This window comes from Pseudomonas sp. FW305-7 (assembly GCF_058786735.1).
Genome location: NZ_JBYSZA010000029.1, coordinates 52048 through 75538, shown reverse-complemented (window position 1 = coordinate 75538; position 23491 = coordinate 52048). Strand labels below are relative to the sequence as shown.

Sequence of the window (23491 nt, the reverse complement as noted above, 5' to 3'; positions counted from 1 at the left end):
CATGTGAGAGTAGGTCATCGTCAAGATTAAATTCCGAAACCCCAATTGCGAAAGCAGTTGGGGTTTTGTTTTGCCCGTAGAAAAGTTTTACTCGCGACAGCGAACAAATTTGCACAGTTATTTTCGAATCAGAACACTAGAATAGCCCCACCTTTTTCGGAGTCAGAGCCTTTATGTCAGATCCGGTTGGCGCCCAAGGGCTGTCAGATTTACCGCTGGAAGACTTGGTGGCCTGTCACGAGTGCGACCTGCTGATGCGCAAACCAACACTTGCTCATGGCGAAAAAGCCCTCTGCCCACGCTGCGGTTACGAGCTGTACGCCCATCGCCATAATGTGGTGCAGCGCAGCCTTGCCCTGGTCATCGCCGCATTGCTGTTGTACATCCCGGCAAACTTTTTACCAATCATGCAGCTCAATATTCTCGGACAATCTTCGCAGGATACGGTCTGGAGCGGCGTGCTCGGTCTGTTCAACACTGACATGCAGGGCGTTTCGATCGTCGTATTCCTGTGCAGCATGGCGATACCGCTGCTCAAGTTGCTCTGCCAGTTGTTCGTTTTACTGACAATTCGCTTCAATGTCGGCCGCAGCTATGGTCTGTTGCTCTACCGCATTTACCACCACCTCAGAGATTGGGGGATGCTCGAGGTCTACCTCATGGGCGTGCTGGTGGCGATCGTCAAACTGGCGGACATGGCGGCCATCACCGTCGGCCTCGGCCTGGTGTGTTTCATCGGTTTGTTGTTGGTCCAGGTCTGGCTGGAAGTGGTGATGTCACCGCATCAGATCTGGCAGGCATTATCGGGAGAGGATGCTCATGCGGGCGATTGATGCGGGCATTTTGATTTGTACTGAATGCCACGAATTGAACAGGCAGGAAGAGGGCAGCGACGAACAAACCTGCACCCGCTGTGGGGCTCTCGTTCACCCGCGCCGCCCAAACAGTCTGACCCGAACCTGGGCTTTGCTGATTACCGCGGCAATTATCTACATTCCGGCCAACGTCCTGCCGATCATGACTGTCAGTTCTTTGGGGCAGGGTGATCCGAGCACCATCATGTCCGGGGTGATTCAACTGGTGCAGCACGGGATGATTCCGATTGCCGCCGTGGTGTTCATCGCCAGTATTCTGGTGCCGACCTTCAAACTGGTCGGTATCGCGCTGTTGCTGTTCTCGGTGCAACGACGCCAGCCGCTGTCTGCGCGTCAACGCATCTGGATGTACCGTTTTATCGAGTTCATCGGCCGTTGGTCGATGCTCGATATATTTGTGATCGCCATTCTGGTGGCGGTCGTCAACTTCGGCCGGCTTGCCAGTGTCGAAGCCAATCTTGGCGCCATCGCCTTCGCCACTGTGGTGATTCTGACGATGCTTGCCGCAGTAACTTTCGATCCCCGACTGATTTGGGATAACACGGAGTCGGACGACGACCATGACTGATTTGCCTGTAGCGAAAACCCGACCGGCCTCGAACTGGTCTGCCATTTGGGTACTGCCTTTGATCGCACTGATCATCGGTGGCTGGCTCGGCTGGCGTGCCTACTCCGAAACCGGCATCGAGATCCAGGTGCGCTTCGAAAGCGGTGAAGGCATCCAGGCCAACAAGACCGAGGTCATGTACAAAGGCATGTCGGTCGGTAAGGTCAAAGCGCTCAAACTCGACGATGAGGGCAACTCCAAAGGGGTCATCGCCACCGTCGAGATGAATAAAGATGTCGAGCAATACCTCAAGACCAGCACGCGTTTCTGGCTGGTTAAGCCGAGCGTCACCCTGGCCGGTATTACCGGGCTGGAAACTCTGGTTTCGGGCAACTACGTAGCCATCAGCCCCGGCGAAGGCGAGCCTACGCGCAAGTTCAAGGCGCTGGCCGAAGAACCGCCGCTTTCGGACTCCAAACCTGGCCTGCACCTGACGATCAAGGCTGATCGTCTCGGTTCGCTGAATCGGGGCAGTCCGGTGTTCTACAAGCAGATCAAGGTTGGCCAGATCAAAAGCTACGTGCTTTCGGAAGACCAGAGCACCGTTGAGCTCAAAGTGTTCATCGAGCCGACCTACGCCAAACTGGTGCGCAAACACACGCGATTCTGGAATGCCAGCGGCATCAGCATCGATGCCAACCTGTCCGGCGTAAAAGTGCGCAGCGAGTCGCTCGCCAGTATTGTCGCCGGCGGTATCGCTTTCGCCACGCCGGAGAACCGCAAGGACAGTCCACCGACCGATCCAAGCCTGCCGTTCCGTCTCTACGAAGACTTCGACGCCGCCGCCGCCGGTATTCGCGTGAAGGTCAAACTCAGCGACTTTGAAGGGCTACAGGCCGGGCGCACCCCGGTGATGTACAAAGGCATTCAAGTCGGCAACATGAAAGCGCTGAAAGTCGATCCTGACCTGAACAGCGCCACCGCCGAGCTCACCCTTGATCCATTGGCTGAGGACTATCTGGTCGATGGCACGCAGTTCTGGGTGGTCAAGCCGTCGATTTCCCTGGCCGGTATCACTGGCCTGGAAGCCTTGGTGAAGGGTAACTACATCGCTGTACGCCCGGGCGACAAAGGTGCAGCACCGAAACGCGAATTCGAGGCCCGGCCGAAAGCGCCGCCGCTGGATCTGCGCTCGCCGGGCTTGCACCTGGTGCTGTTCACCGATGTCCTTGGCTCGATCGATGTGGGCAGTCCGATTCTGTACAAACAGGTCAAGGTCGGTTCGGTGCAGAGCTACCAGTTCTCCAAGACCAAGAAGCAATTGGTCATTGGCGTGCACATCGATAAGGAATACGAAAACCTGGTCAACGCTTCGACCCGTTTCTGGAATGTCAGCGGTATCACGCTGACCGGCGGTTTGACTGGCGGCATTCAGGTGAAGAGCGAATCGCTGCAAACGCTGATGGCCGGCGGCATCGCCTTCGAAACGCCGCAAACCAATGCGCCATTGCGCAAACGTATTCCGCGCTTCCGCTTGTTCGCCAACCATGACGAAGCCGATCGCAAAGGCACAGTGGTGACGATCAAGGTTGATCGCGCTGATGGTTTGCGCAGCGGTACCCCGGTGCGCTTCAAAGGCCTGGATGTCGGCAAGATCGAAAGTGTGGATCTGGCGGACGACATGCAATCTGTCTTGCTCACCGCGCGCATCACTGAAGTGCCGGAGAAGATTGCCCGCGTTGGCAGCCAGTTCTGGGTGGTCAAGCCGGAGTTGGGTTTGATGAAGACGTCGAACCTGGAAACGCTGGTGACCGGGCAATACGTCGAAGTGCAACCGGCGGCAAAGAATCTTGGCCCACAGAAGAACTTCGTGGCCTTGGCCAATGCGCCGGAAGTGACCAAGCAAGAGGCGGGGTTGAGTCTGGTTTTGAGCGCTGCCCGTCGCGGCTCGCTGAAACCGGGCGTGCCGGTGACTTACCGTGAAATCACCGTGGGCAAGGTCACCGGTTATGAACTGGGTCAGACTGCCGACCGGGTACTGGTACACATTCTGATCGAGCCGAAGTACGCACCTCTGGTGCGCAGCGGCAGTCGTTTCTGGAATACCAGCGGTGTCGGTTTCGACATCGGCTTGTTCAACGGTTTGACCGTACGCACGGAGTCGCTGGAAACGGCGATTCAGGGCGGTATTGCTTTCGCTACGCCAGATGGCGAGCGCATGGGCAACCCGGCGCGGGCCGAGCAGACATTCCCGTTGTTCGACAAGTTTGAAGATGAGTGGCTGACCTGGGCGCCGAAGATTCCGCTCGGTAAGTAGATCCTGCGGTGTCCGTAAGGATGCCATCGCTGGCAAGCCAGCTCCCACAGTGATCAGTGGTGCACACAGAATTTGTGTACTACGCAAAACCTGTGGGAGCTGGCTTGCCAGCGATGAGTCCCTGAAAATCAGCACAAACCTCAAGCCATAAAAAAGGGCCGCGATCCCATCAGATCGCGGCCCTTTTTTGTCTTCAGCTAAAGCCGATCAAACCTCATCCAGCTCCGGCTCATCCGCTTCCACATTGACGGTCGCCTTCACCACATCATGGCGGCGGATGTATTTCCAGTCTGCCTCATCAATGTAGATCCCCGCCGGGCCACTGCCGCCCTCCAGGTCGATGGCGACACTGGCGCAGACCTGTGGCTTCACACTTGCCAGAATCGGCACGAAGCCCAGTTGCAGACTGGTTTCCAGCAACGCAGCCTGGTTCTTCTCGTCGATATCCGCCGCCTCGTCGAGGTAGTACGGCAGGCGCACACGGCCGGCCAGATCGCGGTCCATCAAGTGCAGCAACAAATACATGTTGGTCAGCGCCTTGATGGTCATGGTCGTACCGTTGGACGCCGCGCCGTCGATGTCCGTGTGGATAACCGGCTGACCGTTGACCTTGGTGATCTCAAATGCCAGTTCGAACAAATCCTTGAGACCGAGCTGGTTGTGGTTCGCCGCCACCAGCCGTGCCAGATATTCCTTGGCCTCTTCGTTCTTGTTGTCCTGCTCGGCGCTTTGGCTGAGGTCGAACACCGACAGGGTTTCGCCTTCTTCGTACTGACCGGCGCTGTGGATGATCTGGTCGATGTGCTTGAGCGCTTCCTTGTTCGGCGCCAGCACAATGCGGAAGCTCTGCAGGTTGGACACCTGACGCTTGTTGATCTCGCGGTTGAACAGCGCCAGTTGGTGCTCGAGGCTGTCGTAGTCGCTGCGGATGTTGCGCAGGGTTCGGGCAATGTCGGTGACGGCCGCGCGGCGGGCTTTGCCCAGCGTCAGCGCTTCGTCGGTACGGTGCGCGTAAGCGTTGATCAGCAGTGACAGACGGCGCTCCATATCGTCTTCGCTGTCGAACTTGGCCACGCCTTTGAGGCGCACCTGCGCGTACAGCGCTTCGATCTGGCCATCGGCACGCAGCAGACCCTGCCAACTGTCCTGATAATCGTTGAGCAGCGGCAGCAGGTTGTCCATCGAATCGTCGACCGGATCCATGAACGGCGTACCGAACGGCAGGTCTGCCGGCAACAGCTGACGACGACGCAGGGCATCGTCGAGGGTGCGTTGCTTGGCTTCCATGTCGGCAATTTGCCGGCCGACCAGTTGCAGCTTGGCCGACAGTTGCTGGACGCGCTCGGTGAACGCATCGCTGGAACGCTTGAGTTCGTCCTGCGCCGCTTCCATCTGCGCCAGTTGCTCGAGCTTGTCGCCTTCTTCGGCGCTCAGCGTTTGAGTACGGCGGAAGTCTTCCAGCGCCTTCTGCGCGTCCAGCACTTGCTGGTACAGCGCTTCGGTCTGGGTCTTGCTCGCGGCACGGTCGGCAGCCACGGCTTGCTGGGTTTTCAGTTGCTTGAGTTCTTTTTCCAGACGCTCTTTCTGATCGCGCAATGCGGCACGGTCGGCCAGCGCTTGCAGAGCCGGCGGCTCGATGTGCGAGATGTCGATCGACAGGCCCGGCACTTCGAAACGCTCGCCCTTGAAGCCATCAAGAATCAGCTCAACCGATTTCACCCACTGGCCATCCTCGTCGAGGGTGATGCCGTGTTCGCCCAGCGGCAGGCTGAACAGCGCACTGTTGAACAGGCGCATCAAACGTTCAACGTCCTGTTGCGAAAACTCTTCGCGCAGACGGGCGTAGCTGTTGTTGTCAGCGTGATCGAGTTGCTGCTTGACCGACTTCAGGCGTTTTTCCAGATCGCGCAGGCGCTCTTCCAGATCCTCCGCACTGAACTGACGCGATTGCGCCAGCGCACCGGCCAGTTCGTCGTGGGCGTCTTTGGCCGCGAGCAATTGTTGCTCCAGCACTTTGACGTCGTCGACCAGCGCGAAGCGGTTCTTCAGCACCGATAACTCGCCGAGCCAGCGCTGGATGCCGGAAATTTCCCGCTCCAGACGCATCAACTCCTGAGTGCCCCCGCGTTGATCGTTTTGCAGGCTGTCCTGCTCGCCACGGTAGTGGTCGGCTTGAATCGTCAGTTCTTCCTTGCGCGCACTGGCGTAGTCCGACCAGGTGCCGAGCAAGGAATCGAGCAGCGGCGACAGGCGATGCAGTTTGCCGCGCAGTACGTCGCGCTGTTTCACGCCGTTGGCCAAGGCTTCAACCAATGGACCGGCAGCGACCAGCGAGTTGTAGTCCTGCTCCATCCGACGCACATCGCGGAAGGCTTCTTCGCACGCGGCGATGTAATCGACGCTGCCGGAACGCAGGCTGTGTTCGAAAGCATCGAGGAACAATTGCTTGAGCTTGGCCGCAGTGATTTCGCGCATGTGCAGCAGGTTGATGAACAGTGCGCGGAACGTTTTCAGGCTCTGCTCGCTGGTGGAGCGCAGCGGGATCAGCGTCAGGTCCAGCGGGATCGACGTGTGACCGCCAACCAGCAATCGACGCAGTTCATCAGGCTTCAGTTCGTAGGCTTTCAGGCCTTCTTTCTCAAGGTTGCTGAACAGCTCTTTCTGGCGCAGGCAGGTGTCGTTCTTCTGGTAATGGGCCAGGTCGAGCTTGCCGGCATAGGCGAAGAACTGGTGACCGAAACCACCACCCGGGCCGCGACCGACCACGCCAATCACGTGTGGGCCGTGCGGCAGGTTCACTTCGACGAGGATGTAACTGGTGTCGGAGGCGAAGTAGAAGCGCCGCGATTGTTCGAGGCTGTACTTGCCGAAACTCATGTCCGACATGCGCGCCAGAATCGGGAACTGCAAGGCGTTGATCGACGCCGATTTACCGAGGTTATTCGCGCCGTAAACCGACAACGGTTCTTCCAGCGGGAACAGACCGAGGCTGTAACCGGCAGTGTTCAAAAGGGCAAAGCGGCGGATGCCGTAGCGTTCCTGGCTCATGCGTCGGACTCCTGTTCTTCGGCAATGGCGCGGGCCAGTGCGTCTTCTTCGCTTTCTTCGTCAAATTCGCTGAGATCGAGCGGATCGTCGGTTTCGAGGAATTTCGCTTCGGCTGCTTCGTCGATCAGCACCGGCGCCGGCAGTGGCAATACGCTGTGCACGCTGGCCGCCAGATCGCGGTCTTGCTGCACCGACAGGCACACGTCGAGGAAGCGGTGCATCGGCGGCAGGAAACGGTAAACGCCGTTTTCTTCGCCAGCGAAACCCAGTTGAGTCATGCGACGCATGATCTTTTCTTCGAGTTCTTCAACCGTTTGCACTTCGGCCTGAATGAACAGGTCGCGGTATTTTTCCAGCAGCGATGGCAACTCTTCGCGGCCGAGGCTACCGCCATCGAGCACGGCGATCGGGTCGCGGCCCTGATCGGCCAGATGCTCGACGAGGATGAAAGTGAACAGCGCCAGACGCTGGGCAGTCTTGTTCACCGCCGCAGCGGCCATGTCCGGCACGAAGTAGTAGAAGCCACGGGTGTCGCAGACCAGTTCAAAACCCAGCGCCTTGAACAGCGTGCGGTACTGATCCTGGAAGTTCGACAGTTGCGCGTACAGCTCCGGGTCGCGGCGGCTGACGTGGTAGCCCTTGAACAACTCGCGGAAAATCGGCGCGAGTTGCGACAGTTCGGAAAGATCAAGATGCATGTGGGATGCTCGCAGAATCCTCGGCGGCGGTGTCGCTGGCCGAGAGCAGGGCGAAGGAGCGCAGGCTGACCTGGTGCTCGTGAGTGTGGTATTCGCGGCGTTCCAGACGCTCGCGCTTGAAACGTTTTTCCCGCGACAGGCGCGAGAACCAGTAAAGCAATTCGTCGGTGGCGCCGTCCGGTTCCTGTTCCAGCAGCCAGGTCATCAGGTCCGGCATCGGCAGGGCTTCTTCGCAACGGTCGACCATCTCGCGCACGGTGCGTGGCGCACGCGGTGCTTCGCCTTTCTGCGTCTTGTGCGCCTTGGGGAATCGCGCCGGTTTCGGCTCGAAACGCGCCAAAGCGTAGACGTAGGCTTCGACCTGACTGGCGCTGCCGAGGAAGGTGCTCTGCGGGCGGGTAAACAGCGGCATCGCCGCTTGCGGCACGGCATCAATGCCTTTGCGGCGAATCGCCGCCAGCGCCAGCGCGGCACCACGGGTCACGGCGTTATGCCGGCGCGCTTCTTCACGCAGTGGCAGCAGCAGTTCGCGGGCATGACGCAAAGTCAACTGGGCGCTGGTTTGCATTTCGAGGATGCGCGCGTGGGTGCGCAGCAGCATGTCGTCATCGACCAGATGGCCGAGGCGTTGCTGTTCGCTGAGCATCTTCAGCAATACCGTTTCGACCTTGCGCACGCCTTGTTCGAAAGCGCCGTCGGCATTCACCAGATCGATCATCGGCTCGACGTATTCATCCCAGGTCGCCAACACTTCAGCGTAACGCTGGCGCAATGGAATTTGCCGGTCGCTGGTCTTGGCCCGTTCAGCCACGGCCACCAGTGCCTGTTCGTCGTTGTCGAGTTTCTTCAGCACGTCACGTACGCGCATGTCGAGCAAGCGCAACTGACGGGCCAGGTCGTGGCCGTCGCGGACGTCGAACGCGTCCTGGATATAACCCGCCAGACGCTCGAGGTGGCGCAGATAGGCTTCGATCTCCAGGCACAGGCCCAAGCGGTGTTCACGACGCAAGTAGGCGAGGAAGTCGTGAATCTGCGCGTTCAGCTCGAATCGGTTCGGGCTTTTCGCCACCGGAATCAGAATATCCAGGCGAATCCACACGTCGAGCAGGCTGGTGATGTCCTGCGGCGTGCTGTCCAGTTGTTGGGCGGCCAGTTGCGTACGCAGTTCGTTGAGGCTCAGGGTGCCTTGGTCGAAGTGCTCGCACAGTGGCTCCAGAAGTGCCCAGTGTTCAGCGAGGGCGCGCAAGACGCGCTTGGGTTCGATCATCGGAATGGCCGGCTGGTTGGCGATTAAAAGCCGCGATTGTACTGCATCACGAAGGCTGCAATTCACTCTCGGGACGGGCTGCTGTTTTTTCCAGGGTAAAGAGCATTGGTCAAGGCTATCGATCAACAGCAAGCGATCTTGAGCGAAGGGCGGTAGAATCAGCGCACTTTCAGTTATCCACAAGTGGCCGACCTTTGCTTATCGAGTCTCGCCGCCGCGCCTATTTGAACGCCATGCAGGTGGTCAATTGGCTGCCGCGCACCGAATTGCCCTTCGCCGCCCCGTCGCGGCCCGAGCTGCTGGACATGCCCGAGCCCGAGATTGAGGTTCCGCTGCTACAGGCATCGCAGGCCGAAGCCCCGGTACAAGCAGCTGTCGCGCGTCCGGCTGAGCGGCCGAAGATCGAAGTGCCGCGCCCTTCGCTGGCCAGCACGCGAACCAACGCCAAACCGGTGGAAGAGGCCGACGAGACACCCGTTGTGGCTAAGCCTGTGCCCGTACCGCCACCGCGTTTCGCTCTGCAATTGCTGCGTGCCGGGCGTTGCCTGCTGCTGGTCGAGTTACCCACAGGCGAGCCGTTCCAGAGCCGCGATCCCGCCTATCTGCTGCTTAAAGACATGCTGCGCGCCGCCGGTCTGCCGGATGCGCCACAAATCGTCGGCGAGCCGGTGCGCTGGCCTTGGCTCAATCGCGGCACCATGGATCAAGGCCCGGAGGCGGCGCGCGACTTCGTCCAGGGTTTCCTTTCGGTACAGATGGAAGCGGCGCCGTGTGCGTGCCTGTGGCTGATCGGCCTGCCGGCGGTGCGCTTTGCCGGTGAGGCGGACGCCGAAGCGTTCAATCGTGAATTGCAGATCGAAGGTCTGGGCTCGGCCTGGGCCATTCCCGGTCTGGAGTTGTTAATGGAAGAGCCACAGCGCAAGGCCGCTGTGTGGCAAGCCATGCGTCGGCTGATGGCGCGCTGGAAACAATCGAATGAGTGAAGCTGTATCGTTCCGCCCGATGACCGAGGCGGACCTGGACGCTGTATTGAAGATCGAATACGCGGCGTACAGCCATCCGTGGACCCGCGGGATTTTTCTCGACGGGCTGGGCAAATACCAGATCTGGCTGATGTTCGAAGGTCAGCAGCAGGTCGGCCACGGCGTGGTGCAGATCATTCTCGATGAGGCGCATCTGCTCAATATCACGGTCAAACCGGAGAATCAGGGGCGCGGGCTGGGGCTGACGTTGCTGGAGCATCTGATGTCGCGGGCGTATGCAGCTGAAGCTCGCGAGTGCTTTCTCGAAGTGCGTGACAGCAATACAGCTGCGTTCAAGTTGTATGAGCGTTATGGCTTCAACGAAATTGGCCGGCGCCGGGATTACTATCCGGCTGTTGGCGGGCGCGAAGACGCCGTGGTCATGGCCTGCACCTTGGTCGATTAAAAAGTTAAAGCATCGCGGGCAAGCCCGCTCCCACAGGTATCGCGTCGAGCACATCATCTGCGTACGACTCCAATCACTGTGGGAGCGGGCTTGCCCGCGATAGCGATCTATCTGAAACGATGATCAGCGGTTGCCATCCAGCGGATCGCGCCGCGCCAGTTCAGCCTCATCCAGACCATTGCCGCCACCGATGTCATCTTCATCGACCAAGCTCAGATCCCAATCCGCCGGATTGTCTTCGCCAGCCTCCTCGGCATCCCGCGCGCCATCTTCATGGATCAGGGTTTCCGGGCTCAAGTCATCGTCGGTCGGTTCATGGTCAGCGGTCGATGCGCCGGTAAGCCCGGCTTCACGCACTCGCTCATCGGGCATCAATTGTTCGCGTTCCCGCTCCGGAATCTCATCGCCAATCTTCGCGCTGGGCTCTTCGTCGTCGAAATCCAGCTCGTGCACCGATCCCATGCGGTCTTCGTTATCATCGATGGGCTCCGGTTGCACAGCATCGTAAGGTCGTCGTGAATCAGTCATGGCAAATCCTCATAGTGTGGGCCTTACTAGGTGGACTCACCCGGCACACGAGAATTCCAACGAAAACACTTGCGATCCTTTCGTGACCCCGACCGACGGTCGTCTGTCAAAGCTGCGCATCTTTCTTGAGGCCTTACATATGCACGACTTACAAGACCTGATTGATAACAACGAGCGTTGGGCTGACGCGATCACCAAGGAAGACCCGGATTTCTTCGCCAAGCTGGCGCGTCAGCAAACGCCTGAGTATCTGTGGATCGGCTGTTCCGACGCACGGGTGCCGGCCAATGAAATCGTCGGCATGTTGCCGGGCGATCTGTTCGTACACCGTAACGTCGCCAACGTGGTGCTGCATACCGACCTCAACTGCCTGTCGGTGATCCAGTACGCGGTGGACGTGCTCAAGGTCAAACACATTCTGGTGACCGGTCACTACGGTTGTGGCGGTGTGCGTGCGTCGATGCAGGACCGTCAGTTCGGCCTTATCGATGGCTGGCTGCGCTCGATCCGCGACCTGTACTACGAAAAGCGCGAGGAACTGGCCAAGTTGCCGACCGAAGAAGAGCAGGTCGATCGTCTGTGCGAACTCAACGTGGTCCAGCAAGTGGCCAACGTTGCCCACACCAGCATCATTCAGAACGCCTGGCATCGTGGGCAGAGCCTGTCGATCCACGGCTGCATCTACGGCATCAAGGATGGCCGCTGGAAAAGCCTGAACACGACCATCAGCGGTTTCGAGCAATTGCCGCCGCAATACCGTTTGCGTCCGGTAGGTGCGTTGTAGCCTGAATCTGAAAGCACTGCTCAACCCAGGCCATGGCCGCGCCAGCGTTGCAGATAATGCTGACCTTCAAGGGTGGGTGGTTCGTTGTAACCGGTGATCCACCCACGGCAGCGCGAAGAACCGCAACCGCAGGCGAACTGGCGCAGCAGTTTGTCTTCGGTGGCGGCGTAATCCATGGTCAGCCGCTCGCCCCTGTGGATATCTTTCAAGGCCCACAGCCAGAGTTCGCTCATGTCGAGAAACACGTTCGGGTCGCAGGCGTGTTCGAGCAATCCACAAAAGCGTGGATCGTAGATATGGATGCCGGTCAGCAGTTGTCGGGTCTGGCGACAGCGGTAGGGCAGCAGTTGTCCCGACACCCGGCACATCCGGCTGGTATGCAGAAATTCCCGGCGCGCCGCGACCCCGGTTGGGGTGGCGTACTCATCGTGGAGGATTTCAAAGTCGGCGAAGGAGGGAAAGCCCAGCCGTACGGGTAACCCTGCGAACGGGTAAATGCCCTCGGTATCGTGAGGGACGGATCCTGCAAACGCGTGGGTATTCATAACAATCCTTGTTGGAAGATGCTGCGACTTCCTTGCACTGACGTCCTGTCAGTTCTGCAACATGGCTGTTTGGATCCAATCCTGTCGTAAAAACTATCGCCACGTCTACTGTCAGATCTGACAGGCGAAATAGACGCTTTCCCGTGTCAGTGATGACTGACACGGGAATGGTGCTTGAGCGGTTACAGGTGCGGAGCGGGCACCGCGGTGTCTGGCATCGGCGCCTTCAGCTGCTGCAGTTGCGCTTTGATCGGCGTGGTCGCGCATTTGGCGGCGGCCTGTTCCGGCGTCAGGTTGCGGATTGAGGTGTAGAACAGCTCGCAGGTTTTCGCTTTTTGCGTGACTTGCCAGGTCTGCGTGCAGTTGTTGAGGGTGGCCTGCGCGTTGCTGCCTGGTCTGCTGCCCATATCGGCTTGCCAGCAGGCAGCGCTCAAATCCTGCCCCATGACTTTCAGGCCGGCGGCGTCAGCCTTGGCCTGTGCATCGTCGCCGGTATAGCTTTTCGGGTCGGCGGCGTACCAGATGTAACTCGGATGGTTCGATCCCAGCACCGGCACGTTCACGCCCGCGCTCGGGCTGATGGTCGCCAGGCCCAGTACGCTGACCGTTGGCCCGTATTGCTGCTTGATCCAGTTGCGTACCGGCGCGCCGAAAGCCACCATCGGCAGTGTCTTGCCGCTGGAGGTTTGGCTGAATTGTTTGACCAGCGTGGTCTGGTAGTCCTTGAAGTAGTCATAAACGCCTTCCAGATCACTGCCGGCGCTGGCCGGCGCGGCGATCGGCGCTATGTCGATGATGGTCTGATAGGCCGGGGTCTGCTCGGCGGGAATGCCATTGACCGTCAACAGCGTGGCCCACCGGTCGGTGGTGTTCGAGCGCAGATAATCCTGAGCCTGGGTCAGCGAGTAATCCGGCGGGAAGTGCAGCAATTCGACACTTTTGCGATTTTCCAGGGCCATGCCCAACGGCAGGAACAGATACCAGCTGTACGCCCATTTGCCGTCGGCGTTGAGTTTGCTGGCGCCGGCGTAAGCGAGATCACCGGCATCGAGCAGCGCGGACAGCGGTTTGTCGTAACCGGCCGGCACACCGCTGATTTCGGCGTAGAGCTGGTCGTTATCGTTTTTCACCAGCACTTTGGCATTGGCATAACCGTCGCGTTGCACGCTCTGGCTCAGGTAATGCGCGACGGTCTGCTCCAGCGTCCAGTTGCGAAAGCAGATCACGCTGCAGTTGTTGGGGTAGGCGAAGAGGCGCGTGACGCGTTCGGTGCTGCCCAGTTTCAAGTCGACATCGGCGTGGGCGGCCGCGCTCAGTGTGAGCGCGGCGAGTGCCAGTGCTGTGGGGGCCAGTGTTGTGGGAATCAGTCCTGCGAGTTTGAACATGCTCAGATCCTTTTCAGCGTGGTTCCCCGCGGGGCGGGGGGCGCCTCATAGTGGATCAGCCGTGTTGCACAGAAAAGCCGTCATTCACAGAAATTTTGCGCCACACCGCAGAACGCGTCCTCAGGCCCGAAAATGCAGGGCGTTGGTCAGATCGCCCATGGGTTTCTGGCCACGGGCTATCATCGCCTCGTCACGCTGCTTGAGGCCGTTGAGGGTCTCAAGCTGGAACACTCGGGTGATCAACCGCAGGATCGACGCCGTGTCGTAAATCGTGTGATCCACCGTGCCCTTGCGCGCAAACGGTGACACCACCAAAGCCGGCACCCGCGATCCCGGGCCCCAGCGGTCGCCCTTGGGCGGCGCGACGTGGTCCCACCAGCCGCCGTTTTCGTCGACCGTGACGATCACCACCATGTTTTTCCACTGCGGACTTTCGCGCAGTACCTTCAGCGCACGGACGATATGCCGGTCACCGGAGGCGACATCGGCGTAACCGGCGTGCATGTTCAGGTTGCCCTGCGGTTTGTAGAAGCTCACGGCCGGTAGCTTGCCGGCCTCGGCGTCGGCGAAAAACCTGTTGGTACTCGACTCGTCACCCAAACCGGCGTCGCGCAGGCGTTTATTGCGCTCGTCCGGGTTTTCCGGGCCTTGCTGCTTGAAGTAGTTGAACGGCTGATGGTGATACTGAAAGTTCGGAATCTTGGGAATGCCACCGGAGTCCTTGTATTGCTCCAGCGTTGCCTGCCATGCCCCGGCGTACCAGGCCCAATCGATGTTCTTCTTCGACAGTTTGTCGCCGATGTGTTCGTGGGTCTGCGGCACCATGACGTTGGGCAGGTCCGGTTTGGAATACGCCGGGCGCTCCGGGTCGCGAATCCAGGTGGGCCAGTAGGGCGGGGCGAGGGTGTTGACGCCAAAACCGTCCGGGGTCAGCGCACTCGGGCCGAACTGCGGCGGGCCGGTCATGGCGCTGGCCGGTGACTGTTCCAGCGGCTTGAGTCGCGAGTCGGCCGGATCAGCACTTTGCAGGGTGGCGATCTGCGACTTGGCCACTGAGTTGGCCGCATCCGGATAAAACGGCGCGGTGGCGCTGATCAGGTATTGGTGATTGAGGAATGAGCCACCGAAGGCGCCCTGGAAAAAGTTGTCGCACAGCACGAACTCCTGCGCGACATCCCACAGGCGCAGGGAATAGCGGCTCTGGGCGTAGTGGCCCATGGTCAAGCCACCGGAGTCGGCCCAGGCGACGAAGCCATCGTTCTTGCCGCCATTGATCTGCATTTGGTTCTGATAGAACACGTGCCACAAGTCGCGGGTCACCAGGCCGAACGGCAAGTCTTCGCCGTTCGGGCCTTTGAGGGCGAATGGCGCGTTGGGCAGGTTTTCCTGAAACTGTGTGGCGCTGGGGTAAGTCACGCCATCAAGGGTTTGCGGGCCGATCTGCAGCACACCGCCCCAGACCGGAGGCAGGGTTTGCAGCAGCGAGCCGTCGCGATCACGTTGTTGATAGTCGCCGGGCTTGAGCGCGGTCAGCGGCTTTTCGACACCGGGGAAATCACCGAACAGGTTATTGAAACTGCGGTTCTCGGCGTAGATCACCACCACGGTTTTCACCTGATCGCGCAGGGCTTTGTCCAGCTCGGCGGGCGTCAGCGGGCGCTCGGCCGGTTTACCCGGTTGATCGCTGGCGCTGCCACACCCGGCCAGCGTGGCACCGACACCGAGCACCGCGACGCCACCGAGGAAGCGGCGGCGACTGGTGTCGGTGGGGGTTTCGGATTCAGGTGCGTCAGTGCCATCTGTTTCGTCTTTCATCTGTCAGCCCGCTCAGCTTAATTGTTTCAGTATGTTTCGGGCGGACGCTAACAAGTGAATATGACGGCTAGGTGACAGTGTGTCGGCTCGCGGTATACCTAGCCGGGCATGAGCGAGTTGAGCGAGTAACCTAGCCGGCTGGCGGCCGTAATCGCCGTCATGACGACCAGAACCACCAATTGCAAAGGACTGAAATGCGCCCAATGCAGCGCTGTCAGCCATGGGCGCCGGCTGCTGAGTTCCGGGTCGAGCGAACCGATACGCCGTTTATGCACCAGGCCGATCAGCATCACTGTGACGTAAGTCAGTGCCCCGAGCGGCCCGAGCAACAGAGAAAACAGCAGCACCATGACCACCTGTGGCACCCCGTGACGTATTACCAGCCAGCGGGTGTCAGGGTTCCATTGGCGTGGAATCAGTCCTTCGGTAAGCCATAGATCCGCAACGATCACGTGGGATGTAAGCACTACCCACCAACTCAGTGCAAAGCGGAAAAACCATACGGGTACGCAGGCAAATATCATCGGAATGAAGATAAGGTTTGCGGCTGTTCTGTTCTCTAAGCCCAGATAGAACAGGCTCAGCGCCAACGCGATGGCGGCCCACACCCGTACCCAGGTTTCGGCGGCGATGGGGCGTGGAAAAAAGCGCCGCCAGTAAAAGGCGTCGGCGTAGGGCAATCGTGCGAGCAGTGCCGGGAAACGCCACGTGAGTTTTTCCGACAGATCGTGGCAGGCCTGCCATTCATTCTGACCAAACCCGTCGATGAGTTTCTTCTGTTGTCTGGGCTTCATCGGATTGATCAGCATATGCGCCGCTTGCACGTCGGCAGCCCAGGTGCGATCGCTCTCAGCCTTGGTCCGCAGATTGTCGTAGAAGCTTTCCTGATTGCAGCGTTCGATCAACGTGTCCCAAAGCCAGTTCGGTTGCGGGTGCAGGCCTTTGTTGTGATCCCAGCCGAACAGTTGGCCGATGCGGTCGAACAGCGGCACGCTCCACTCGCTGTCATTGAGCAAGTGCAGCAGGGTTTGCTGCCATTGTTCGCGGCGATCGAAAACCTGCAGCCACGGTTGGGCACTGTAGCGTTTGAGCACGTTGAGGAATTCGCGCTCGCTCTGGCTTTCCAGCAGCGCTTGCAGGGTGTTTCGGTAATCGGCCATCAGGCTCTCGGCGAGCCCGTCACGCTGACGATCATTCATCAGCACGTCTTGCCACGGCCCCAACCATCCCAGTTGCTCGACGGCCCAGTGCAGCACCGGAGCGCGCAGCTGCGGCTGTTCAAAACACAGTTGCAGTAACAGCCTTTCGAACGCCTTGGCGCAGCCTTGCTGTTGCGCCTGATCCCAACGCTCGTCGAGGTTGTCTGGCGACAGGCCTTCGAGCAGTTGCTGTGCGGCTTGCGTTTCAACAGCGTGCGCATCTACATGCCTGTCCGCGGCCATGGGCTCGACACGTAGAACCTCGTCCTTTTCGGGCGGCACGAACGGCTCCGGGGCGGCCGGGCTGACGGGCGGAAACTCAGGGGCGGCAACATCCCATGGCTGGTTTTGCAGGTGGCTGTGTTTGTTTGCCAGCGCAGCATCGAGTGCCAGCGCGGCAAAAGTGCTGGAGGCCGTGGCCACGGCGACGTCTTCTTCGTCCGCAGGCTCAGCGTTTTCAAGGCGCCACCGGGCAATCGCCAACGCTTGTTCGTAGGCTTCGCGCAAACGCTGGAAACCCTCGGCATCCTCATCGGGGCGGAAGGTTTTCAGCAGACGCGCATAGGCGCGTTTGATGTCGCGGGCTTCAGCGTCATCGTGCAGGTGCAGCACCGACCAGCAATCCATGGCCAAGCTCCTTATTGCCACGGAGTGCGATCAAGTTCGCTCAGGCGTCGGCTCAAGTCGGTGCGCACTTCACGGATCTGGCGTTCATCCTGAGAGTCGAGCGCGATCTGGAATTGCTTGGCCCAATCGCCCATCAGATCACGCATATCGCCCAGGCTTTCCTGATAGAGGCGCTCCAGACGCGCACTCAACAGCGTGTTGACCTGCTGCTCGCGCGGATGAATTTTCAGCTGTGCCAGGTTCTGCAGGCGTTGCTGGATCTCCTCGGGCGAGAGCACGCCCGGGTTGTTCTCGATGACCAGCGAATGCTGTTGCCCGGTCAGGGGAATCTTTACCTGGGCTTCGAGCAGACCGTTGTTGTCGTAGGTGAAACGCACATCGAGAGCGACTTCGCCGGCCTTGCGTTTCGGCACCTTGATGTCCAGTTCGCCGAGTGCCACGTTGTCTTTGACCAGGCGGCTTTCGCCCTGAAAGATGCGCACGACCACCTGTTCCTGATTGTCGTGCAGGGTGTACACGGTTTTCACCCGGCTGACCGGGACAATGCTGTTGCGCTCGATGATCGGCAGGTAATGGCCGCTCTCATAGTTACGGCCGACCTGTGTGGAGGTCTCTATGCCCAGGGTGTAGGAGCAGACATCGGTCAGCACCACTTCTTCCAGCGCTGCAGCGCGAGCCTTGAGTGCCGCTTGAATCGCCGCGCCCTGTGCCACGACCTGATCCGGGTCGAGGGTGATCGACGGGAAGCGGCCGAACAGCCCGGCAGCGAGTTTACGCACCAGCGGCATGCGCGTGGTGCCGCCGACTAACAAAATTTCGTCCAGATCGCTGACGCGGATGCGCGCATCGCGCAGCGCCCGCTCAATCGGCGCACGCAGGCGTTCGAGCAGCGGCATGTACAGCGTTGCCAACTGTTGCTGGGTGATGGTTTGCGTCCACTGCCGCTCACCGAGCTGCAAGCGGAATTCGGCGCTGTCGTCCTGGCCCAGCGCCTTGCGCACGCGTTCGGCCTCGCGACGCAGCGGCTGGATGACGCTGCTGCGCTCAGGGAAGTCGGCGGCCGAACGGTGCTGGCTGATGAAGTGCTCCAGCAGCACCGTGTCGAAGTCTTCGCCACCGAGGAAGTTGTCACCGGCGCTGGCGCGCACTTCCATGACCCCTTCGAACAGCTCCAGAATCGACACGTCGAACGTGCCGCCACCAAGGTCGAAGACCAGGAACGAAGTTTCCTTGTCGCGCTGGTGCAGTCCATAGGCGAGGGCAGCGGCGGTTGGTTCGTTGATCAGCTTCTCGACCTTCAGCCCGGCCAGTTCGCCGGCGATGCGCGTGGCTTTGCGTTGAGCGTCGCTGAAGTAGGCCGGGACGCTGATCACGGCTTCGGTGACGGTTTCGCCATAGGCGCGTTCAACGTCTTCTTTCAGACTCTTGAGCACCAGCGCGGACAGCTCTTCCGGGCGAAACGCCTTGTCGGCCAGATACGTTTGCGTGGCGCTGCCCATGTGGCGCTTGAACAGCGACGCGGTCAGGCGCGGATGCGTGTGCAGACGTTCGCGCGCCGCCTGACCCACCAGAATCCGGCCCTGATCATCCAGGCCGACAACGCTCGGTGTCAGGAACTGACCCAGGGCATTGGGCACCAACTCGGTGGCATCGCCACGCCAGACGGCGACCAGGCTGTTGGTGGTTCCCAGGTCAATCCCTACGATCATTGCAACGAACTCCCTTTGCGCTTGGTAAAAAATGGAAACATTTATGGGCGCGCAGAATATTACCGAGGGAGCGATGCGGTAAAGCAGGATGATGGCTCTGAGCCATTATTTGCGACAGGCAGCCCGACACAGGGCTGTTTCAGGAGAAAAGTGTGGGGCGCGGCCATCATGACTGCGCCCCGCTTGGGTTAAGGCATCACTGGCGGCGTATACGCCAGCGTCGTCCCCAACGCCCACAGCAACAGCAGCACCAGCGGCGTGTGCACCAGCAATTGCACAAAGGAGAATCCGATCAGGTCTCGCGCTTTCAGCCCGAGTACGCCGAGCAGCGGCAGCATGTAGAACGGGTTAATCAGGTTCGGCAGCGCTTCGGCCGCGTTGTAGATCTGCACTGCCCAGCCGAGGTGGTACTGCAGATCATTGGCGACCTGCATCACGTACGGCGCCTCGATAATCCACTTGCCGCCACCGGATGGAATGAAGAAACCGAGAATCGCCGAGTACACGCCCATCAACAGTGCATAAGTGTCGTGGGAGGCGATGCTGACGAAGAACGTTGAGATGTGGTGCGCCAGGGTTTGCGCGTCCGTGCCTTTGACCGTGGTCATCAGCGCGGCGATCGAGCCGTACAGCGGGAACTGGATCAGTACGCCGGTCGTGGTGGGCACCGCGCGGGCCACCGCATCGAGAAAGCTGCGCGGGCGCCAGTGCAATAGCGCGCCGAGCATAATGAACAGGAAGTTGTAGGTGTTAAGTCCGGAAATCGCGGTGATCGCCGGTTTAGTCGAGAACTCGTGGAACAGCCATCCCGCCGCCAGCAGTACCAGCACGATGATCAGCAGCGGACTGTGTTCCAGCCACTCTCCCGGCCGCGTGCGCGGTTGCAGCGGCGGCAGGTTGAAGGCCGGGTCGATGCCGCAGGCCTTGGCATCACGCGCGGAGTTCGGCCCGGGGGCGGTGGCGTAGGCGATGATGATCGAGATCACGATCAGCGCCAGCAACATCACGCCGGACTGCCAGAGGAAAATCGTTTCGGTGAACGGAATCACCCCGGTGATCGACAGGATCGACGGCGGCAGGCTGGCGGGATTGGCCTGCAACTGCGCGGCCGACGATGACAGGCCCAGCGCCCACACCGCACCAAGGCCCAAATAGGCAGCGGCTCCGGCGGCGCGATAATCCATTTTCAGATCGGTGCGGCGGGCGAGGGCGCGTACCAGCAGACCGCCGAACACCAGCGACAGGCCCCAGTTGAGCAACGACGCGACCATCGAAATCAGCGCGACCCAGGCCACGGCGGAGCGGCCGTTTTTCGGGATGCGTGCCAGACGATCAATCAGTTTGACCGCGGGTGGCGAGCTGGCGACCACATAACCGCCGATCACCACGAAAGCCATCTGCATGGTGAACGGGATCAGGCTCCAGAACCCGTCACCGAAAGCCATGGCGGCGTCGGTGGGTTTGGCGCCCATGGCCAGTGTTGCCAGCGCAACGATAATGACGGCCAACGCGGCGAATACCCAGGAATCGGGAAACCAGCGTTCGGCAAAGCTTGAACAGCGCAAGGCAAAGCGCGCAGAGCGGCTATCTTCGATATCAACGGCCACGGGAGTACCTCGGATTTTTATGGTTATTGTGGTCTTGCGGACGAATCACACATCCCCCCGTAGGAGTGAGCCTGCTCGCGATGGCGTCGAGTCAGTCGATACACCTGTTGAATGTAAAAACGCTATCGCGAGCAGGCTCACTCCTACAGGGTTTTGACTGTGGGATTCGCCAAGTCTCAACAGTAATTCAACTGCCAATGCTTTGTGAGCAGCTTTTGCAAAACCGGGACTATGGTCTAACGGGTTGTCCATCCGGCCATTTGCGTAGACCATGGGCGCCTTGGTTTTTTGCCTGCCAGAGTTCTTTGCCATGACTGCCCAAACCACGGCCAAACCTGCGCCGTTCAGCCGCTCCGACTACAAGACCCTCGGCCTTGCGGCCCTTGGCGGGGCGCTGGAGATTTACGATTTCATCATTTTCGTGTTCTTCGCCCTGACCCTCAGCCAGTTGTTCTTCCCGCCGGAAATGCCCGAATGGCTGCGCCTGCTGCAAAGCTTCGGAATTTTCGTCACCGGTTATCTGGCGCGACCGCTGGGTGGAATTCTGATGGCGCATTTCGCTGATCGCCTCGGGCGCAAGAAAGTCTTCAGCCTGAGCATCCTGATGATGGCGCTGCCGTGCCTGCTGATCGGGATCATGCCGACGTATGCCCAGATCGGCTATTTCGCGCCGCTGCTATTGCTGGCGCTGCGCATCCTGCAAGGTGCGGCGGTCGGTGGTGAAGTGCCGAGCGCCTGGGTGTTTGTCGCTGAACACGCGCCGACCGGGCATCGCGGTTATGCCTTGGGCTTTTTGCAGGCCGGACTGACCTTCGGTTACCTGATCGGCGCGCTGACCGCGACGTTCCTCGCGCAAGTCTTCACCCCGGCGGAAATCCTCGATTACGCCTGGCGCTATCCGTTCCTGCTGGGTGGCGTGTTCGGCGTGATCGGCGTCTATCTGCGCCGCTGGCTCAGTGAAACCCCGGTGTTCATGGCCATGGAAGCGCAGCGTGAAGCCCGGGTCGAACTGCCGCTGCGCACGGTGCTGCGCGAGCATCGGCTGGCGATGTTGCCGGCAATGTTGCTGACCTGCGTACTGACTTCGGCGGTGGTGGTGTTTGTGGTCATCACCCCGACCATGATGCAGAAAACCTTCGGCATGACCGCCAGCCACACCTTTGCCCTGAGCGCCTTGGGCATCGTTTTCCTCAATATCGGTTGCGTGATCGCCGGTCTCTTGGTCGATCGCATCGGTGCCTGGCGCACGGTCATGCTCTATAGCTTGCTGCTGCCGCTGGGCATCGCCGTGCTTTACGGCTGCTTGATCATGGGTGGTGATTGGGTCGGTCTGGCCTACGCCGTGGCCGGTCTGGCGTGTGGTGTTGTCGGTGCGGTGCCGTCGGTGATGGTCGGTTTGTTCCCGGCGCGCATTCGCGTATCGGGCATCTCCTTCACCTACAACATTGCCTACGCCGCGTGGGCGAGTATCACCCCGCTTTTGTTGATCGGTCTGATGCCGTGGAGTCCATGGATCTGCGTAATGTTCTGCGCGGTGATGGGCGTGGTGGGCATTCTCAGTGCGGCTTATTTCGGTTCGAAAATGCCGCGTACGGGGCAGTGTCAGGTGGCCGGGACTGCCTGAGCGCAATGGGCCCGAACTATTTTTGACTGATGAGTCTCAAGTGCTCTTCAGAAATGGTTTTCAAGGCCGATGGTTAGGCTGCATACCCGCTTTCTACCTGCCATCGGTGCTTTCCCATGTTCAACAAACGCTTGAAGCAAGAGCTGGCCGCTCTTCGTGAAGAACTCTCCAGCCTTCTGCAAGTGAAGGAAAGCCTGGAAAGCGAGATGCTGGTGCTGACCCTTGAGCCGGACGGTCGGATTCAGTCGGTCAACCAGAACTTCCTCACCGAGATGCTCTACAAGAGCCATGACCTGATTGGCCGTGCGCTTGAAGACATCGTGCCGGTTCACGTCAAATCCGACGAGTTCTACCGCCGCTTCAAGAGCGCCATGGGCCGAGGCGAGCATTTCGCCGGGGCCGTGCGCCTGTTGCGTGGTAATGGCGAAGAGGCCTGGCTGCGTTCGATCGCCCAGCCTGTGCGCTCTTCCGATGGACGCATCAAGCACATCTCGATCTTCTCCAGTGACCTGACCCGCACCATCGAAGCGTCCCGCGAGCACGAAAACCTGATCGGCGCACTGGTGCGTTCCACCGCGTTGATCGAGTTCGACCTCAACGGTAACGTGCTGAGCGCCAACGAGCGCTTCCTTAGTGGCATGGGTTATAGCCTGGCGCAGATCAAGGGCAAACATCACCGTATGTTCTGCACACCCGAGGAGTACAACAGCGCCGAGTACCAGAACTTCTGGCGCCGCTTGAACAACGGCGAATTCGTGGCCGAGCGCTTCAAGCGAGTCGACAGCCATGGTCGTACGGTGTGGCTGGAGGCGTCCTACAACCCGGTGGTCGATGCCAACAACAAACTGTACAAAGTGGTGAAGTTCGCCACGGTAATCACCGATCAGGTCAACCGCGAACAAGCCGTTGCCGATGCGGCCAGCATTGCCTACAGCACCTCGCAACAAACTGACAGCACGGCGCAGCGTGGCACTACCGTGGTGACCGAAGCGGTCAACGTGATGCGCGACTTGTCGCGGCACATGCAGGCCGCCGGTGAAGGCATCGAAGCGCTGAACGAGCAATCGCTGGTGATCGGCACCATCGTCAAAACCATCAGCGGAATTGCCGAACAGACCAACCTGCTGGCGCTCAACGCCGCGATTGAAGCCGCCCGTGCAGGCGAGCAGGGCCGCGGGTTTGCGGTGGTGGCCGACGAAGTGCGGCAACTGGCGTCACGCACCAGCCAGGCGACCGAAGAGATTGTAGGTGTCGTGCGGCAGAACCAGGAAATGGCGCGTAACGCCGTGGCGCTGATGACCGACGGCAAGCTGCAGGCCGAGCAAGGGCTGGCGCTGGCGGCGGAGGCCGGTACGGTGATCGTCGAGATTCAGGATGGCGCGCAGAAAGTCGTGAATGCCGTCGGCCAGTTCGCCAATCAACTGTCCCACTGACCTGCACTAAACCTTGTAGGAGTGAGCCTGCTCGCGATAGCGGTGTATCAGTCAG

Annotated in this window: 18 protein-coding genes and 1 pseudogene; 9 read left to right on the top strand and 10 right to left on the bottom strand. The window is 60.0% G+C overall.

All coding sequences use genetic code 11. The features are described from left to right. Nucleotides 1–173 precede the first annotated feature (173 nt). The 3 genes from AC3WMT_RS25950 to AC3WMT_RS25940 are packed head-to-tail and all read left to right on the top strand — an operon-like array spanning nt 174 to nt 3739. A complete protein-coding gene (locus AC3WMT_RS25950; RefSeq protein ID WP_103306038.1) occupies nt 174–833 on the top strand; it encodes a paraquat-inducible protein A in 660 nt (219 codons plus the stop codon). Beyond that, complete coding sequence (locus AC3WMT_RS25945) at nt 820–1443, top strand: paraquat-inducible protein A (RefSeq protein WP_103306039.1); 624 nt, start codon at nt 820–822, stop codon at nt 1441–1443. The genes AC3WMT_RS25950 and AC3WMT_RS25945 overlap by 14 nt, the downstream gene beginning before the upstream one ends. Further along, nucleotides 1436–3739, top strand: a complete 2304-nt coding sequence (locus tag AC3WMT_RS25940; protein WP_103306040.1) for a PqiB family protein — start codon at nt 1436–1438, stop codon at nt 3737–3739. The genes AC3WMT_RS25945 and AC3WMT_RS25940 overlap by 8 nt, the downstream gene beginning before the upstream one ends. Before the next feature lie 207 nt (nt 3740–3946). Here the strand turns inward: AC3WMT_RS25940 and mksF are convergent, their stop codons facing one another. From mksF to mksB, 3 genes are read right to left on the bottom strand one after another with little or no spacing between them, the layout of a single operon-like run. Then, nucleotides 3947–6787: an Mks condensin complex protein MksF gene (gene mksF, locus AC3WMT_RS25935; RefSeq protein WP_103306041.1), complete on the bottom strand. Its 2841-nt coding sequence runs from the start codon at nt 6785–6787 to the stop codon at nt 3947–3949. Next, nucleotides 6784–7485, bottom strand: coding sequence for an Mks condensin complex protein MksE (gene mksE, locus AC3WMT_RS25930; protein ID WP_053123840.1), 702 nt, complete (start codon nt 7483–7485; stop codon nt 6784–6786). The genes mksF and mksE overlap by 4 nt, the downstream gene beginning before the upstream one ends. After that, entirely contained in the window at nt 7475–8752 is a 1278-nt protein-coding gene (gene mksB, locus AC3WMT_RS25925) for an Mks condensin complex protein MksB (RefSeq protein WP_177431446.1), read from the bottom strand. The genes mksE and mksB overlap by 11 nt, the downstream gene beginning before the upstream one ends. A 233-nt stretch (nt 8753–8985) precedes the next feature. Between mksB and AC3WMT_RS25920 the strand changes: the two genes are divergently transcribed. Beyond that, nucleotides 8986–9735, top strand: a complete 750-nt coding sequence (locus AC3WMT_RS25920; protein ID WP_103306043.1) for an energy transducer TonB — start codon at nt 8986–8988, stop codon at nt 9733–9735. Next, nucleotides 9728–10180: a ribosomal protein S18-alanine N-acetyltransferase gene (rimI, locus tag AC3WMT_RS25915; RefSeq protein ID WP_007961522.1), complete on the top strand. Its 453-nt coding sequence runs from the start codon at nt 9728–9730 to the stop codon at nt 10178–10180. Before AC3WMT_RS25920 ends, rimI begins: the two co-directional genes overlap by 8 nt. 123 nt (nt 10181–10303) lie before the next feature. Here the strand turns inward: rimI and AC3WMT_RS25910 are convergent, their stop codons facing one another. Beyond that, complete coding sequence (locus AC3WMT_RS25910; RefSeq protein WP_103306044.1) at nt 10304–10708, bottom strand: serine kinase/phosphatase; 405 nt, start codon at nt 10706–10708, stop codon at nt 10304–10306. A gap of 139 nt (nt 10709–10847) precedes the next feature. Here AC3WMT_RS25910 and can point away from each other — a divergent pair, with 139 nt between their 5' ends. After that, nucleotides 10848–11492, top strand: coding sequence for a carbonate dehydratase (gene can, locus AC3WMT_RS25905; RefSeq protein ID WP_003228196.1), 645 nt, complete (start codon nt 10848–10850; stop codon nt 11490–11492). 20 nt (nt 11493–11512) lie between these two features. Here can and AC3WMT_RS25900 read toward each other — a convergent pair whose 3' ends face one another. The 6 genes from AC3WMT_RS25900 to AC3WMT_RS25875 form a co-directional block, all read right to left on the bottom strand. Continuing rightward, nucleotides 11513–12037, bottom strand: coding sequence for an SET domain-containing protein-lysine N-methyltransferase (locus AC3WMT_RS25900; protein ID WP_103306045.1), 525 nt, complete (start codon nt 12035–12037; stop codon nt 11513–11515). Between the two features lie 182 nt (nt 12038–12219). Beyond that, nucleotides 12220–13422, bottom strand: a complete 1203-nt coding sequence (locus AC3WMT_RS25895) for a hypothetical protein (protein ID WP_103306046.1) — start codon at nt 13420–13422, stop codon at nt 12220–12222. Between the two features lie 120 nt (nt 13423–13542). Continuing rightward, a complete protein-coding gene (locus AC3WMT_RS25890) occupies nt 13543–15237 on the bottom strand; it encodes an acid phosphatase (protein ID WP_103306047.1) in 1695 nt (564 codons plus the stop codon). Nucleotides 15238–15335: 98 nt separating this feature from the next. Next, nucleotides 15336–17063: a J domain-containing protein gene (locus AC3WMT_RS25885; protein ID WP_103306048.1), complete on the bottom strand. Its 1728-nt coding sequence runs from the start codon at nt 17061–17063 to the stop codon at nt 15336–15338. Nucleotides 17064–17074: 11 nt separating this feature from the next. Next, entirely contained in the window at nt 17075–18772 is a 1698-nt protein-coding gene (locus AC3WMT_RS25880; protein WP_103306049.1) for a molecular chaperone HscC, read from the bottom strand. 188 nt (nt 18773–18960) lie between these two features. Continuing rightward, nucleotides 18961–20379, bottom strand: a complete 1419-nt coding sequence (locus tag AC3WMT_RS25875) for a short-chain fatty acid transporter (RefSeq protein WP_007912940.1) — start codon at nt 20377–20379, stop codon at nt 18961–18963. Between the two features lie 310 nt (nt 20380–20689). Here AC3WMT_RS25875 and AC3WMT_RS25870 point away from each other — a divergent pair, with 310 nt between their 5' ends. The 3 genes and pseudogenes from AC3WMT_RS25870 to AC3WMT_RS25860 all read left to right on the top strand — a co-directional run bounded on the left by AC3WMT_RS25870 (nt 20690) and on the right by AC3WMT_RS25860 (nt 23436). After that, the gene (locus tag AC3WMT_RS25870; RefSeq protein WP_103306098.1) at nt 20690–22003 is read left to right on the top strand and encodes an MFS transporter; all 1314 of its coding nucleotides are present in this window, start codon (nt 20690–20692) and stop codon (nt 22001–22003) included. Between the two features lie 116 nt (nt 22004–22119). Then, a pseudogene (locus tag AC3WMT_RS25865) lies at nt 22120–22848 on the top strand (PAS domain-containing protein); the annotation flags it as partial. Then, nucleotides 22828–23436, top strand: a complete 609-nt coding sequence (locus AC3WMT_RS25860) for a methyl-accepting chemotaxis protein (RefSeq protein ID WP_395602956.1) — start codon at nt 22828–22830, stop codon at nt 23434–23436. The pseudogene AC3WMT_RS25865 and the gene AC3WMT_RS25860, both read left to right, overlap by 21 nt. Nucleotides 23437–23491: the final 55 nt, after the last annotated feature.

Excerpts from the sequence above, each read along its gene's own strand:
- AC3WMT_RS25950 (WP_103306038.1), top strand. The coding sequence starts at position 174 with ATGTCAGATCCGGTTGGCGCCCAAGGGCTGTCAGATTTACCGCTGGAA.
- AC3WMT_RS25945 (WP_103306039.1), top strand. The coding sequence starts at position 820 with ATGCGGGCGATTGATGCGGGCATTTTGATTTGTACTGAATGCCACGAA.
- AC3WMT_RS25940 (WP_103306040.1), top strand. The coding sequence starts at position 1,436 with ATGACTGATTTGCCTGTAGCGAAAACCCGACCGGCCTCGAACTGGTCT.
- mksF (WP_103306041.1), bottom strand. The coding sequence starts at position 6,787 with ATGAGCCAGGAACGCTACGGCATCCGCCGCTTTGCCCTTTTGAACACT.
- mksE (WP_053123840.1), bottom strand. The coding sequence starts at position 7,485 with ATGCATCTTGATCTTTCCGAACTGTCGCAACTCGCGCCGATTTTCCGC.
- mksB (WP_177431446.1), bottom strand. The coding sequence starts at position 8,752 with ATGATCGAACCCAAGCGCGTCTTGCGCGCCCTCGCTGAACACTGGGCA.
- AC3WMT_RS25920 (WP_103306043.1), top strand. The coding sequence starts at position 8,986 with ATGCAGGTGGTCAATTGGCTGCCGCGCACCGAATTGCCCTTCGCCGCC.
- rimI (WP_007961522.1), top strand. The coding sequence starts at position 9,728 with ATGAGTGAAGCTGTATCGTTCCGCCCGATGACCGAGGCGGACCTGGAC.
- AC3WMT_RS25910 (WP_103306044.1), bottom strand. The coding sequence starts at position 10,708 with ATGACTGATTCACGACGACCTTACGATGCTGTGCAACCGGAGCCCATC.
- can (WP_003228196.1), top strand. The coding sequence starts at position 10,848 with ATGCACGACTTACAAGACCTGATTGATAACAACGAGCGTTGGGCTGAC.
- AC3WMT_RS25900 (WP_103306045.1), bottom strand. The coding sequence starts at position 12,037 with ATGAATACCCACGCGTTTGCAGGATCCGTCCCTCACGATACCGAGGGC.
- AC3WMT_RS25895 (WP_103306046.1), bottom strand. The coding sequence starts at position 13,422 with ATGTTCAAACTCGCAGGACTGATTCCCACAACACTGGCCCCCACAGCA.
- AC3WMT_RS25890 (WP_103306047.1), bottom strand. The coding sequence starts at position 15,237 with ATGAAAGACGAAACAGATGGCACTGACGCACCTGAATCCGAAACCCCC.
- AC3WMT_RS25885 (WP_103306048.1), bottom strand. The coding sequence starts at position 17,063 with ATGGATTGCTGGTCGGTGCTGCACCTGCACGATGACGCTGAAGCCCGC.
- AC3WMT_RS25880 (WP_103306049.1), bottom strand. The coding sequence starts at position 18,772 with ATGATCGTAGGGATTGACCTGGGAACCACCAACAGCCTGGTCGCCGTC.
- AC3WMT_RS25870 (WP_103306098.1), top strand. The coding sequence starts at position 20,690 with ATGACTGCCCAAACCACGGCCAAACCTGCGCCGTTCAGCCGCTCCGAC.